This is a genomic window from Nocardioides marmorisolisilvae (genome assembly GCF_031656915.1).
In the GTDB taxonomy this organism is placed as follows: Bacteria; Actinomycetota; Actinomycetes; order Propionibacteriales; family Nocardioidaceae; genus Marmoricola; species Marmoricola terrisoli.
The window spans coordinates 2500306-2513012 of sequence record NZ_CP134227.1 but is presented as its reverse complement, the minus strand read 5'-3'; the positions used below and the strand labels follow the sequence as shown (position 1 = coordinate 2513012).

General features: G+C 72.5%; 11 protein-coding genes. 7 read left to right on the top strand and 4 right to left on the bottom strand.

Annotated elements, in window-relative coordinates:
• Window positions 1-25 precede the first annotated feature (25 nt).
• From Q9R13_RS12045 to Q9R13_RS12035, 3 genes are all read right to left on the bottom strand, one after another.
• Window positions 26-1246, bottom strand: coding sequence for a DUF5667 domain-containing protein (locus Q9R13_RS12045; RefSeq protein WP_310961424.1), 1221 nt, complete (start codon window positions 1244-1246; stop codon window positions 26-28).
• A 190-nt stretch (window positions 1247-1436) separates the two neighbouring features.
• A complete protein-coding gene (locus Q9R13_RS12040; RefSeq protein WP_310961423.1) occupies window positions 1437-2270 on the bottom strand; it encodes a sigma-70 family RNA polymerase sigma factor in 834 nt (277 codons plus the stop codon).
• A 171-nt stretch (window positions 2271-2441) separates the two neighbouring features.
• Window positions 2442-3344, bottom strand: coding sequence for an HAD family hydrolase (locus Q9R13_RS12035; RefSeq protein ID WP_310961422.1), 903 nt, complete (start codon window positions 3342-3344; stop codon window positions 2442-2444).
• A gap of 43 nt (window positions 3345-3387) precedes the next feature.
• On the opposite strand from Q9R13_RS12035, the gene Q9R13_RS12030 reads away from it, so the two are divergent.
• From Q9R13_RS12030 to hemB, 7 genes are all read left to right on the top strand, one after another.
• A complete protein-coding gene (locus Q9R13_RS12030) occupies window positions 3388-4968 on the top strand; it encodes a class I adenylate-forming enzyme family protein (RefSeq protein ID WP_310961421.1) in 1581 nt (526 codons plus the stop codon).
• Window positions 4965-5249, top strand: coding sequence for a glutaredoxin family protein (locus Q9R13_RS12025; protein WP_310961420.1), 285 nt, complete (start codon window positions 4965-4967; stop codon window positions 5247-5249). The genes Q9R13_RS12030 and Q9R13_RS12025 overlap by 4 nt, the downstream gene beginning before the upstream one ends.
• 125 nt (window positions 5250-5374) lie before the next feature.
• The gene (locus tag Q9R13_RS12020; RefSeq protein ID WP_310961419.1) at window positions 5375-6082 is read left to right on the top strand and encodes a redox-sensing transcriptional repressor Rex; all 708 of its coding nucleotides are present in this window, start codon (window positions 5375-5377) and stop codon (window positions 6080-6082) included.
• A gap of 49 nt (window positions 6083-6131) precedes the next feature.
• Window positions 6132-7421, top strand: coding sequence for a glutamyl-tRNA reductase (locus Q9R13_RS12015; RefSeq protein WP_310961418.1), 1290 nt, complete (start codon window positions 6132-6134; stop codon window positions 7419-7421).
• Window positions 7422-7432: 11 nt separating this feature from the next.
• Window positions 7433-8464 carry a hydroxymethylbilane synthase gene (gene hemC / locus Q9R13_RS12010; protein ID WP_310961417.1) on the top strand — a complete coding sequence of 344 codons (1032 nt, stop codon included), beginning with the start codon at window positions 7433-7435 and terminating at the stop codon, window positions 8462-8464.
• Window positions 8461-10098 (top strand): bifunctional uroporphyrinogen-III C-methyltransferase/uroporphyrinogen-III synthase, encoded by a 1638-nt coding sequence (locus tag Q9R13_RS12005; protein ID WP_310961416.1) that lies wholly within the window; start codon window positions 8461-8463, stop codon window positions 10096-10098. Before hemC ends, Q9R13_RS12005 begins: the two co-directional genes overlap by 4 nt.
• 25 nt (window positions 10099-10123) lie before the next feature.
• A complete protein-coding gene (hemB, locus tag Q9R13_RS12000) occupies window positions 10124-11098 on the top strand; it encodes a porphobilinogen synthase (RefSeq protein ID WP_310961415.1) in 975 nt (324 codons plus the stop codon).
• Between the two features lie 33 nt (window positions 11099-11131).
• On the opposite strand, the gene Q9R13_RS11995 is transcribed toward hemB, so the two are convergent.
• Window positions 11132-12430: a lytic transglycosylase domain-containing protein gene (locus Q9R13_RS11995; RefSeq protein WP_310961414.1), complete on the bottom strand. Its 1299-nt coding sequence runs from the start codon at window positions 12428-12430 to the stop codon at window positions 11132-11134.
• Window positions 12431-12707 lie beyond the last annotated feature (277 nt).

Sequence of the window (12707 nt, the reverse complement as noted above, 5' to 3'; positions counted from 1 at the left end):
CCCAGGTGCCGAACCGGTCGAAGGATCAGCCCTGGGGCGGGTTGAGCAGACCCTTCACGGCGTCACCGACGCCGTTGAGGGTGTCGTCGAGGGGCGCGGTCACGCCGTTCAGCGTGTCACCGAGCCCGTTGGCCAACGGAACGCCACTGGTCAGCCCCTTGACCAGGTCGGTCACGGGGTGCTTGCTCGGCTTGGGAAGCGCGGCGCCCAGCGTGCCGACCTGAGGAGTCGACGCGCCGGCCGCGGGCGGCGCCGTGCTGGTGGCTCCCGGGCTGCTCAGGGACGGGGTGTGCGTCGTGGCTCCCGTCCCGGCCGACCGCGATGCCGCTTCCTGGGCTGCGCGAGCCTCGGCCCGGGCCCTGCTGCCCGCGCGGGCGGCCTGGTCGGCCCGGGCGGTCGGCACCGTGACCAACGCGGTCAGTGATCGGGCGGACACCATGTCGTCCAGCACCCGCGGGAGGCTCACCGGAGCCCGGTCGGAGCACGCACCGCACAGCGTGCGGGCCTGCTGATCGATGTCGGCCACGGCCGAACCGGCTCGGCGGAAGGCCGGGCTGCTCTGCGACGGAGCGTGCGCGGCGAGCTGCCGCAGCGCGCTCATGTGGCCCGCGGTGAAGTCACGGACCGCAGCGATGTCGTCGTTCTCGCCGCCGGACTGATAGCTGCGGAACAGCAGGTCGGAGCCCTGGTCCGCGCTTGCGGTGAAGGCCGCCAGGGTCTGGTCGACGAGCTGTGGCGTCGCATGGGCCTCACTGGGCTCGGCGACCAGGGACCGGACCTCCTCGAGCCGGGTGCCGGCCTGGACGAGCAGCTGCCGGCCGCGCGCCGCGTCGTTGCCGGACATCTGGACCTCGACCTGCTCGATGCCGCGCTTGACCGGGTAGAGGGCCTGGCCGGGGAGCGCGGACTGGGCCGCCGCAGCCATGCCGGCGGTGCCGCCCACCAGGACCAGTGCCGCCGCGGCCGCGCCGAGGTGGCGTTGCCGCCAGCCCGCGGGCCGTCGACGCGCCGGCGCCGACGGACGAAGCCGGGTCGGCTGCGCGGGGAGCAGGTCTGCGGCATCCATGAGGCGCTCGCGCAGGTCGGTGACGAACTCGGGGCGCGGCAGGGGCTGCGGGTGCTCGCGGAGCAGCATGACGGTGCCGACGAGGTCGGCGTAGCGATCGGCCACGTCCGATCGGGTGGGCCCGTCGATGACGCTCGCGAATTCCTCGGCAGCGCGTCGTGCCGCGAACTGGGGACTCATCGTGGCGGTCCTGGGTGCAGAAGGGATCGGACACCGGACACAGGGGTGGCGCATCCGGTGGGGGGGTGCACCAGGGACAACGACGGATGCCGGGCCGAGGTTATGTCCTCGCCGGTGCTGTGGGCTCGTGGAGTCGCGAGCGCGAGGGTGCCCGCAATGGGTGCCTGCCGCAGGTCGCTCATGGCGGTGCTCATGCGAACGCCTCCGCCGGCAGCAGCTTCGCGAGGTTGCGTACTCCGCGCAGCTGCAGCTGCTTGACCGCTCCTGAGCTGCGCCCGAGGACCTCGGCGGTCTCCGCGATCGACAGACCTTCGAGGAACCGCATCACCAAGCAGTCCCGCTGCTCGCCGGGCAGGTCGCCCAGCGCGGCCACCAGGGCCTCGTTGCTGAGCGCGGTGAGCACCTCGCCTTCGGGGCCGTCGGTGGTGGTGTCGAGGGTCTGCATGTCCTCGGTGGTCTGCTCCAGCCGGGTGCGGCCGGCCTTGAAGTGGTCGGCAGCGAGGTTGCGCGCGATCGTCATCAGCCACGCCCCGAAGTCCTTGCCCTGCCAGCGGAACGAGCTCATGCTGCGCAGCGCACGGAAGAACGTCTCCGCAGTGAGGTCCTCGGCGAGGGTGGTGGAGGAGACGCGGTAGTAGAGGAACCGGAACACGGAGACGTGGTAGTGATCGTAGAGTTGGCCGAACGCCTCCTTGTCGCCGGTACGAGCCAACTCGACCAGCGCGATCAGTCGGTCACCCTCGGCCTCGTCGTCGGCGGAGGAGGCGGCCAGGTCGGCGTCGCCGAAGCCGTTGGACCGACGGACCCGGTCAGCGGCTGCGGAGGCGAGCACGTCCGGGCGCTCGTCGAGGATCTGGCTGAGCAGCCACCGTGCGTCGGACCGGGTGCGGTGCCCGGCGTCGGCGCCGCCCGCGGGGGCAGGGCTCATCGTGAGCGGTGCGAACGGATCGACAAGTCCGGCCCAGGCGTCGCAGACGGCCTCACGGAGCGACGCCAGACCCCGCTCGCATGCCGTCCAGTCCATGGTGCTCCCTCGCCAACCGGCCCCCCACGCGCCGGTTCTCCCTCGAGAATGCTAGACGGCTCCGCCCGGATTGGGAACCAGTTCCAGTTGATGGGCCTGCGGCCGCATCCCCGACGACCCCAGGACAGGTCCTGGCGCGCCTCGCGGCACGTGCCGGGATGTGGGTGCGGGCTAGACCAGTCGTCGCCGGATCGCGGCCGTCGCGGCGGCGCTCCCCACGGCAGCGCCGACGAGCGCGGCCGTCAGCACACCGGCCCGGGCAGCCTTCCGGCCCGTCCGGTAGTCGTGGATCCGCCAGCCCGCTGCGCGGGCGTGCTCGCGCAGCTTCGCATCCGGGTTGATCGCGCACGGGTCGCCGACCAGAGAGAGCATCGGCAGGTCGTTGGAGGAGTCGGAGTACGCCGAGCAGCGGGACAGGTCCAGCCCCTGGAGCTCGGCCAGCGACCGGATGGCCTCGGCCTTGGCGGGGCCGTGCAGCATCTCACCGACGAGCCGGCCGGTGTAGACGCCGTCGACATGCTCGGCCACCGTGCCCAGCGCCCCGGTGAGCCCGAGTCGGCGGGCGATGATCGAGGCGATCTCGATCGGGGCCGCGGTGACCAGCCACACCCGCTGCCCCTGGTCGAGGTGCAACTGGGCCAGGGCGCGCGTGCCCGGCCAGATCCGGTGGGCCATCGCCTCGTCGAAGATCTCCTCGCCGAGGTCCTCCAGCTCGGCCACGGTGTGGCCGGCGATGAAGGACAGTGCCGCTGCACGGGCCTCTGCGACGTGCTCGGGATCCTCGACGCCCGCCAGTCGGAAGTAGGCCTGCTTCCAGGCGGCGCCCAGGATGTCGCGGGTGGTGAAGAACTGGCGGCGGTGCAGGCCGCGGGCGAGGTGGAAGATCGAGGCGCCCTGCATGACGGTGTTGTCGACGTCGAAGAATGCGGCCGCGCTCGGGTCCTCGGGGACGGACAGCGCGGTCTCGACCTCGGCGATGGCCGCCGCAGCCTCGCCGGCGAGCTGGGACCGCCGACGCAGGTTGGGGGTCGCCGGCCTGCTGGACGGCCGGCCCGGCGCTCGCTTCGCAGACACGCCTGCAGCCTAGTGCCGCGAGCACCTGTGTCAGACTCCCCGGATGGAGTCAGGTGTCGCCGACCTGCTGACCGCAGCCGTCGCTCGCGAGCCCGGCAAGATCGCGCTCTCGGAGGCGTCCACGGGGCGGGTGCTCACCTGGGCGGCCCTCGACGAGCTGGTCGAGCGGGTCGCCGGAGGCCTCTCCGGACTGGGCCTGGTGGCCGGCTACCGCGTGATGATCGCGATGACGAACCGCATCGAGTTCGTCGCCGCCTACCTCGGCATCCTTCGTGCCGGCATGGTGGCGGTGCCGGTGAACCCGCGCAGCACCACCGGCGAGCTGGTGCGGATGCTGGCCGACTCCGGCGCCCGGGTCGTGTTCGCGGACCCGCCGACCGTTCCGGGCGTCCGCGCTGCGGTGGCCGGACTGTCCGGGGCGATCGCAGCCTCTCCGGGCAGTGCCATCCCGCAACCGCGGGTCATCGCCGTGGGCGTGCCGGCCGAGAGTGGCGAGCACGCCTGGGAGGACGTCGCCGCGGCCGGCGTCGCGCCGGTGCCCGTCCGCGACGACCCCGAGGCGCTCGCGGTGCTGCTCTACACCAGCGGCACCTCCGGTCGACCACGCGCCGCGATGCTCAGCCATCGGGCCCTGCGCGCCAACATCGAGCAGGTCGCGAAGGTCAGGCCGCCGATGGTGATCGGCCAGGACGTCGTCCTCGGGGTGCTCCCGCTGTTCCACGTCTATGGGCTCAACGCGGTGCTCGGCCAGGTGATGCGCCAGTGCGCCCGGCTCGTCCTCGTCGACGGCTTCGACTCCGAGGGGTCGCTCGACCTGATCGAGGACGAGGCCGTCTCCGTCGTACCGGTGGCGCCACCGGTGTTCGCCTACTGGATGCAGGTGCCCAGCCTGGAGGAGCGGCTCGGCCCGGTGCGTCTGGTGCTCAGCGGCTCGGCGCCGCTCTCCGGGGAGCTGACCCGCTCCTTCGTCGAGCGCACCGGCATCCCGATCCACCAGGGCTACGGCCTCACCGAGGCTGCCCCGGTGGTGACCTCGACCCTGTGCAGCGCGGAACCGGGGCCCGGCACCGTCGGGGCCGCGCTTCCCGGCATCGAACTGCGACTGACCGACGACACCGGCAACCCGCCGGAGGCCGAGGACGAGGGCGAGATCTGGGTCCGCGGTGACAACCTCTTCTCCGGCTACTGGCCGGACGGCACCGACGGGCCGGACGAGGACGGGTGGTTCGCGACCGGCGATGTCGGCTACCTCGACCCCGACGGGGACCTCTACCTCGTCGACAGGCTCAAGGAGCTGGTGATCGTCTCCGGCTTCAACGTCTACCCGAGCGAGGTCGAGGACGTCATCGGCGAGCTGCCGGAGGTGTCCGGCGTCGCGGTCATCGGCGTCGACGACGCTCGTACGGGCGAGGCCGTGGTCGCCTATGTGACGCCCGCGGCCCACACCGATCCGGCGACGCTGGCCGCGCTGGTGACCGGGCACTGCGGGAGGCGGCTGGCCCGCTTCAAGCAGCCCTCGGTGGTGCACGTCGTCGAGGCCCTGCCCTACACCGTGACCGGGAAGGTGCAGAAGGGGCGACTCCGGGAGACCGAGCGACGCCGCCACCTGGGGCTGCTGGAATGACCGAGCCAGGCGCCCGGGTGCTGCTCTACTCCAGGCCCGGCTGCCACCTGTGTGATGACGCCAGGGCCGTGATCGAGCGGGTCTGCGCCGACGTCGGCACGTCGTACGGCGAGGTCGACATCACCACCTCGCCCGAGCTGATGGCGGCGTACGGCGAGCAGATCCCGGTCACCTTCGTCGACGGTGCCCAGCACGACTTCTGGCGGGTCGACGAGGAGCGGCTGCGGCGCGCCCTGGCCCGTGAGGACGGTGGTCACCGTCGCGCAGGGCACCCTGCCTGAGTGAGCGATCTCACGATGTGCTAGTCACCAGGCGGACTCAGTTTGTTCCCACGTTCACAAACTCCTAAGGTGACTTCAGCCCGCCTTCCTCAAGTGGTCGCAGACCCGACCCGGACGGGCCAGCCATGGAGAGTCTTGACGTGACGAGTGCCGGCATTCCGGAGGCCACGGTTGCGCGCCTCCCGGAGTATCTCCGAGCGCTCACCGCGCTCCTGGACCAAGGGGTCAGCACCTGCTCGAGCGAGGAGCTGGCGGGTGCCGCAGGCGTGAACAGCGCGAAGCTGCGCAAGGACCTCTCCCACCTGGGCAGCTACGGCACCCGCGGGGTGGGCTACGACGTGGAGTACCTGCGCTACCAGATCTCCCGGGAGATCGGCATCACCCAGGACTGGCCTGTGGTGATCGTCGGGATCGGCAACCTGGGCCACGCCCTCGCGAACTACTCCGGGTTCTCCAGTCGCGGCTTCCGCACGGTGGCGCTGCTGGACGCCGACCGCGCCCGTCACGGCGAGCTGGTGGCCGGGCTCAAGATCCGCGACTTCACCCAGTTGGAGTCGATCGTGCGTGAGCACGGCGTGGCCATCGGCGTGATCGCCACCCCCGCAAGGGCAGCTCAGGACGTGTGCGACCGGATGGTCGCTGCGGGCATCGGCAGCATCCTCAACTTCGCACCCACGCTGCTGACCGTGCCGGACGGGGTGGACGTCCGCAAGGTCGACCTGTCCTCGGAGTTGCAGATCCTCGCCTACCACGAGCAGCGCAAGCTGTCGGCGGGCCAGCTGCCCGGGTCGCATTCCGGCGTGGTCGGGCCGGACGCGGAGGTGCCGGCATGAGGGTCGCGAGCACGGTCGCACTGCGCCCCACACCCGTCGGGGGGCACCAGTGAGTGTCCTGGTCATCGGCATCTCGCACCGCTCCGCGCCGGTCTCCCTGCTCGAGCAGGTGGCCCTCGACGCCGACTCGGTCGCGAAGGTGATCAGCGACGTCGCGGCCAACGAGCACGTCACCGAGACCACCGTGCTGGCGACCTGCAACCGCTGCGAGGTCTACGCGGACGTGGACCGCTTCCACGGATCGGTGGAGGCCATCTCGGCCCTGCTGTCCGAGCGCACTGGCGTACCCGCCGAGGACCTCGTTCCGCACCTCTACGTGCACTACGACGACGCGGCCGTCTCCCACCTGTTCTCGGTGGCATCCGGGCTGGACTCGATGGCGGTCGGCGAGAGCCAGATCCTCGGACAGGCACGACACGCGCTCCGGGTCGGCCAGGAGGCCGGCACCGTCGGCCCCTCGCTCAACCTGCTCTTCCAGCAGGCGCTCCGGATCGGCAAGCGCGTCCACGCGGAGACCGACATCGACAAGGCGGCGCCGTCGCTGGTGTCGGCTGCGCTCGACCGCGCCGCCGAGCACCTCGACGGCCTCGACGGGGCACGCGCACTCGTGGTCGGCGCCGGAGCGATGGCCGGCCTCGCGGTCGCGACCCTGCGCCGTTCCGGTGTCGAGGACATCGTCGTCGCGAACCGCACCCGTGCTCGTGCCGACCGGCTTGCTCAGCAGTACGACGTGCACGCGATCGACCTCGCCGACGTACCGGCCCGGCTCCAGGGGATCGACCTGCTGGTCTCCTGCACCGGAAGCGCCCGTGTCCTGGTCGGTGCCCCCGAGCTGGACGCCGCCCGCCACGACGGTCGCCCGATGGCCGTCGTCGACCTCGCCCTGCCGCACGACGTGGATCCTGCGGTGGCCGGGCTCCCCGGGGTGCGGCTGATCGATCTCGCGGCGCTGGCCGCCGCGTCCGAGGCCGATCCCCAGGGCGACGACGTCGCCGGCGTGCGCGCCATCGTCGCCGAGGAGCTCGGCGCGTTCTTGAACCTGCGCCGGACGTCCAGCATCACGCCCACGGTGGTGGCGCTGCGGTCGATGGCCACCGACGTCGTCGACGGGGAGCTGCAGCGGCTGCTCAGTCGGCTGCCCGACCTCGATCCCGAGATCAGGGCAGAGGTGGAGCAGGCGGTCCGCCGGGTCGCCGACAAGCTGATGCACCAGCCCACGGTGCGGATCAAGGAGCTTGCGAACGAGCCGCGCACCGTCTCGTACGCGACGGCGCTCGCCGAGCTGTTCTCGCTCGACCCCGAGGCCGTCGAGGCCGTCACCCGGGTGGAGGGCGTATGAGCAGCCCCGCCATGAGCACCGCGATCCGGCTCGGCACCCGTGCCTCGCTGCTGGCCCGCACCCAGAGCGGGCTTGTCGCCGAGGCGCTGCGCTCCGCGCTCGGCCGCGAGGTCGAGCTCGTCGACGTGCGTACCGAGGGGGATGTGACCACTGCGCCGCTGGCGAGCCTGGGGGGCACCGGTGTCTTCGTCAGCGCGCTGCGTGAGGCGCTGCTCGCCGGCGAGGTCGACGTCGCCGTGCACTCGCTCAAGGACCTCCCGACCGGGCCCGCCGAGGGCATCACGATCGCCGCGATCCCGGTCCGCGAGGACCCGCGCGACGTCCTGGTCGCGCGCGACGGGCTGACCCTCGGAGAGCTGCCCGCGGGCGCGCGGGTGGGCACCGGCTCACCGCGTCGGGTGGCCCAGATCGCCGCGTTGGGGATGGGCCTGAAGCTGGTCGGGGTCCGAGGCAACGTCGACACCCGCATCTCCCACGTGACGGCGGGCGACCTCGACGCCGTGGTGCTGGCCCGTGCCGGCCTGGCCCGGCTGGGCCGCACCGACGAGATCACCGAGAGCATCGACCCGATCCAGGTGCTGCCCGCGCCCGGCCAGGGCGCCCTCGCGGTCGAGTGCCGCGCCGGCGACCCGCTGGCGGCGCAGGTCCGTGCCGCGCTCGACGATCCGAGCACCCGTGCCTGCGTCGAGGCCGAGCGCACCGTGCTGGCCGAGCTCGAGGCGGGGTGCAGCGCGCCGGTCGGCGCGCTCGCCGAGGTCGTCGAGGGCGACGCTGGCGAGGAGCTGTGGATCAGGGCGGTCGCACTGGCGCCCGACGGCTCCCGGTCGGTGCGCCTGTCCGCCTCCGGCCCGCTCACCGACCCCGTCGGCGTCGGCCGCAAGCTCGCCGCCGAGATGGTCGCGGACGGCGCGGCGGCCCTGATCGACACAGCAGCCCCGGCACCCACCCCGCCCACCCCGCCAGAGTCAGACCCCCCCGACCCCGCCGCACCCACCCGCCCGGCAGCAGCACCGCAGCACCCCGAGACGAAGAGGCCATCGTGACCAACACCTCCCGCAAGCCAGCCGTCCGCCCGACCCGCTGGGTCTCGTTCGTGGGCAGTGGCCCCGGCGACCCCGCCCTGCTCACCGTGCGCGCCGTGGAGCTGCTGCGCGACGCCGAGATCGTGGTGACCGAGGTGCCCGGCCACGCCGACCTGGTCCGCCGCGCCTTGGGCCTCGCCGCCGACGACCCGGCGATGCCCGAGCTGGTCGACGGAGGCTTCGGCGACGACCACCAGCCGATGACCGCCGCCGCCCGCGCCAAGGTGGTGGTCAGGACCGCCCGCACCGGCAAGCGTGTGGTGCGCCTGATGGCCGGTGACCCGTTCCTCTACGCCTCGGGCCCCGAGGAGGCCAAGGCGTGTGCCAAGGCCGGCGTCGGCTTCGAGATCGTCCCCGGGCTCTCGGCTGCGAGCGCGGTCCCGACGTACGCCGGGGTGCCGCTCACCGCCAAGGGCCAGCACGGCGTCGCGGTGCTCAGCTGTGGGGAGGCCCGCATCGACTGGTCGGCTCACGCCACCCAGTCGACGCTGGTGCTGCTGTCCGCGGCCGACCGGATCGGGGAGATCGCCCGTGAGCTCGTCGCCGCGGGACGCCCCTCCGACACCCCGGTGTCGATGACCTCCTCGGGCAGCCTGACCACTCAGCAGACGATCGTGTCCACGCTCGCAGAGATCGGCAGCGTCGCCCGCTCCGCCCGCCTGCAGTCGCCGGTGACCACGGTGGTCGGCCCGGTGGTCGACCTGCGCGAGACGCTGTCGTGGTTCGAGACCAAGCCGCTGTTCGGCTGGCGGGTCCTGGTCCCGCGCACCAAGGAGCAGGCGCCGGCACTGTCGACGCGGCTGCGCGGCTTCGGCGCCGTCCCCGAGGAGGTGCCGACCATCTCGGTCGAGCCCCCGCGGAACCCGCAGCAGATGGACAAGGCGATCCGTGGACTGGTCGAGGGCCGCTACGAGTGGATCGCGTTCACCTCGGTCAACGCGGTCCGGGCGGTGCGGGAGAAGTTCGAGGAGTACGGCCTCGACGCCCGCGCGTTCTCCGGGCTGAAGATCGCCGCAGTCGGCGAGAAGACCGCGGCCCGGTTGGCCGAGTGGGGGCTCAACGCCGACCTGGTGCCCTCCGGGGAGCAGTCCGCCGCGGGCCTGCTCGAGGACTGGCCGCCCTTCGACGAGGTGCTCGACCCGATCAACAGGGTGTTCCTGCCCAGGGCCGACATCGCCACCGAGACCCTGGTCGCCGGTCTGGTCGAGCAGGGCTGGGAGGTCGACGACGTGACCGCCTACCGCACGGTGCGGGCTGCGCCGCCGCCGGCCGAGACCAGGGAGGCGATCAAGACCGGCAGGTTCGACGCCGTCGTCTTCACCTCGTCCTCGACGGTGCGCAACCTCGTCGGGATCGCCGGCAAGCCGCACCCGTCCACCGTGATCGCCGCGATCGGGCCGGCCACCGCGAAGACCGCCGAGGAGCACGGCCTACGGGTCGACGTGCTTGCCGAGTCCCCATCGGTCGACGCGCTGGTCGACGCGCTGGCCGACTTCGGTGCCTCCCGGCGCGCGGCGCTGGTGGAGTCCGGTCAGCCGGTCACCCGGCCGTCCGAGCGGCGCTCGGCGGGCAGGCGGAAGACGGCGGCCAAGTGACGCGCCCGAGAGGGAGGATCCGCTGATGGGCTACCCCGAGGCCAGGCCGCGTCGGCTCCGCCGTACGCCGGCCCTGCGCCGGCTGGTCGCCGAGACGCGGGTCGACCCCTCGATGCTGGTCCTGCCGGTCTTCGTCCGCGAGGGCGCGGCCGAGCCGGTCCCCATCTCCTCGATGCCGGGCGTCGTCCAGCACACCCGCGACAGCCTCAAGAAGGTCGCCCACGAGGCGGTCTCGGCCGGCCTCGGCGGGATCATGCTCTTCGGCGTCCCGGAGACCAAGGACGCGGTCGGCTCCGGCGCGGTGGACCCCGACGGCGTGCTGAACCTGGCCATCACCGACGTGGTCGCCGAGGTCGGTGACCAGCTCACCGTGATGTCCGACCTGTGCCTGGACGAGTTCACCGACCACGGCCACTGCGGTGTGCTGGACAGCGACGGCCAGGTCGACAACGACCGCACCCTGGAGATCTACGCCCAGATGGCGCTGGCGCAGGCCGCGGCGGGGGTCGACCTGGTCGGGCCGAGCGGAATGATGGACGGCCAGGTCGGCGCGGTCCGGGCTGCCTTGGACGGCGAGGAGCACACCGGTGTCGGCATCCTGGCCTACTCCGCGAAGTACGCCTCCGCCTTCTATGGTCCCTTCCGCGAGGCCGTCGACTCCTCGCTGCAGGGTGATCGGCGGACCTATCAGCAGGACGCCGGCAACGTGCGCGAGGGCGTCCGTGAGGCGCTGCTCGACGTCGACGAGGGCGCCGACCTGGTGATGGTGAAGCCGGCCCTGGGCTACCTCGACGTGGTCCGCGCCGTCCGGGAGGCCGTGGACGTCCCGGTCGCCGCCTACAACGTGTCGGGGGAGTACTCCATGGTCGAGGCCGCGGCAGCTCGCGGCTGGATCGACCGGGACGCAGCGGTGCTCGAGACGTTGACCGCGATCCGGCGCGCGGGCGCCGAGGTGATCCTCACCTACTGGGCCCTCGACGCGGTCACCCTGCTCGGCTGAGGCCCGCTGGCAGGCGACCGAGGACCGACGCGGCTACTTGCCGCTGAGCCAGGCGAGGACGCCCTTGAGGGTGTTCGGGATGGTGCTGGCAGCCTGCTCCTGGGTCATGCCCTGGACCTGGGTGGCGCAGCTGCTGCGCAGTGGCTTGAGGAGCCCGAGCGGGTCGGGGATCGCGGCGAACTGGGCGGTGCAGAAGTTCAGCGCGGTCAGCGAGGTCAACGTGCTCGTGACCGGGCTCAGCGCGGACTGGATCGGGGTCGGCAGCGCCGAGGTCGCCTGCTGAACCCCGTCGGAGAGGGCCCCCAACGGGTTGGAGGCGGCCGACGGGGTCGGGGCCGACGGTCCCGTGCCGGGGCCGGCGCCCGTGCCGCCGTTGCCGGTGCCCGGCTGGGTGGTGGTGCCCCCGGTCGACCCGGTGGAGCCGGTGTGGCCCGGGGCGGTCCGGCTTCCGCCGTGCGAGCGGCGCTCGGCGGCGACGTGACGTCGGTGGGCGATCGCGCCGGAGGTGCTGGGGCTGAACACCGTGCCGGCGTAGGAGCCCGACGGCACCGAGGTGAAGTCACCGGCGGTGTAGGCCTCGGCGATCCGCAGCACCAGGTTCACGTAGCTCCTGCTGTGGTTGTAGCGGTAGACCGCACTCTCCTGGCCCTTTCGGGTGGCGAGATTCTCCGAGCCCGAGCAGAGGTAGACCGCGGACGCCAGCGAGGCGTCGTTGATGTCCTGCGGGTTGCGCTGGCCGTCGCCGTCGGCGTCGACCTTGACGACCTGCCAGGTCGAGGGGATGAACTGCATCGGACCGACCGCACGGTCGAAGACCTTGTCGCCGTCGATCTGGCCGCCGTCGGTGTCGCGGATCAGCGCGGTGTTGTGCTTGCCGTCCAGCACCGGGCCGTAGACGGGGGGAGTGTCGATGCCCTTGGCGTTCAGGGTGCTGCCGCCGTACCGGCCGTGGTCGGACTCGACGCGACCGATCGCCGCGATCAGCTCCCACGGGATGTTGCAGGCCTTGTCTGCGGAGTCGATGATCTGCGCGGCCCGCTGGTACGCCGCCAGCGCAGGGGCCGGAATGCCGCCGGTCGAGGCGCCGGCGACGACTTGGTCGGCACTGCCCTCGGGGACGCCCGGCGCGATCCGGCCGGGCAGCGGCACGTTGGCGGGCGCCTGGATCGCCTGCGACGGCACGCTGGTGCCGTCGGGGAGGTTCTTGTCGTGGTCGGGTGCGGCACCAGCCGAGGAGTAACTCAACAGGCTCACGGTCCAGGCGCCGGAGAGCAGCGCGACCGGCACGATCGCGATCGCCTTGCTCCGACGCGTGAGGGACGCTGGGCTCATCTGGGTCAACTCCTGGAGATGCACGGACATCCGCGACCCGATGGCGCGGCTCTCTTGACACAACGAGCGTGCCCGGAGAACGTGACGCGAAACGTCTGAATCGTCGCCGCAGCCCCCACCGGCACCACCCGCCATCGCACAGCCTACGACGGGGGCTCGGCCCCCGCATCCTTCCGTCGCGGGTCGGGATGGCGCCGCGTGCGCCGCATCCTTATCAGGATCTCAGGCGTCCACGCGGGGTTGTGCTGCCTGCCCGGTTGGGCGCCGCGCACCGGAC